The organism is Pseudomonas sp. KSR10, assembly GCF_022355455.1.
GTDB lineage: Bacteria > Pseudomonadota > Gammaproteobacteria > Pseudomonadales > Pseudomonadaceae > Stutzerimonas > Stutzerimonas stutzeri_E.
Map to the genome: position 1 here is coordinate 2,202 of NZ_JAKOEN010000010.1, position 1,072 is coordinate 3,273.

Annotated in this window: 2 protein-coding genes; both read left to right on the forward strand. The window is 62.2% G+C overall.

Annotated features, from left to right (window positions below; translation table 11 throughout):
* A partial coding sequence (locus MCB86_RS03765; RefSeq protein WP_239609879.1) for a hypothetical protein occupies positions 1-712 on the forward strand: 712 nt, incomplete at its 5' end.
* 10 nt (positions 713-722) lie between these two features.
* The coding region (locus MCB86_RS03770) for a hypothetical protein (protein WP_239609881.1) at positions 723-1,072 on the forward strand (350 nt) is incomplete at its 3' end.

Below are 1,072 nucleotides of genomic sequence, written 5' to 3' on the forward strand. Positions count from 1 at the left end.
AGACGGTCGCTGGTACGAAGTGACAAACATCGCCAGCGCCACGGTGCTGTCGATCAAGCCGAACTATCAGGGCGCAACGGCGAGCGGCCAGGTCTATGCGATCGCGCCGATGCAAGGCTATGTGAAGGAGTCTGCCGACCGGCTCCGGCAGTTCGTCGATCAGTACGGCTCGGTATTGGCAGCTATTCAGCCTTGGGCTACGTCTGCAACGGCAGCAGCGGCCCGCGAAGCGCTCGGCGCCAACGACGCGGCAAACCTGACTGCTGGCCTGCTTAATATAGCGCGGGTACCGGCCACGCTCACACCGGACAAGGCATTCAGGCGCGGCAACATCCTCGGCACCGTCGCCCAATCCAGCGGCGTGCCCACGGGCGCGATCATCGAGCGCGGCAGCAATGCCAATGGGGAGTACGTCAGATGGGCCGATGGGACGCAGATCTGCACCGTAGCTGTGGGGGGAATAGGCGCGTGGAGTGCGGGCCTGCGGCTGAGTCGCGGATGGACCTTCCCCGCACCCTTTGCGACTACAACAGGCCTGCAGGCGTTTCATACGCATGAATCTGCCAGCGGTGCTGATTTCGCAACGTCTGGTTGGCAGTCATGGCTCCATAACCTGACGGCTACAGCTGCCGTATTTGGAGTGATAAACACTGGCTCTGTGTCCCAATCCGGAAGCATACAGCGGCAAACGGCTATCGGCCGTTGGCTCTAAGGAGTAACCCATGATTATCAATCTATCCCCCCAGCTCCGGGCTGCGCCCCTGTCCGCCTCCCTTGCTGGCGACGTGCTAATCCTCAACGGCGAGGCGTTCGATTTCTCCGCGCTGCCCGAGGGCGGCACGCTGCCGACTGACGCAATCGACAGTATCTGGTTTGAACGCCCCGGGGCTGTCGAGCGAATCGGCGGCGAGTTGCATCTGACACTAATTCTCCCGGTTGGCCCCAATCCATCGCAGGGGGTCGCCTTCCCTAAGCCCGTGACGGTCACGGAAGACGGCCCGATTCTGCTGCCATTCGATCCTGAGCCGGAACCCGAGGCAATGCCCGATATCGTCGAGGAACTGCCCGCATG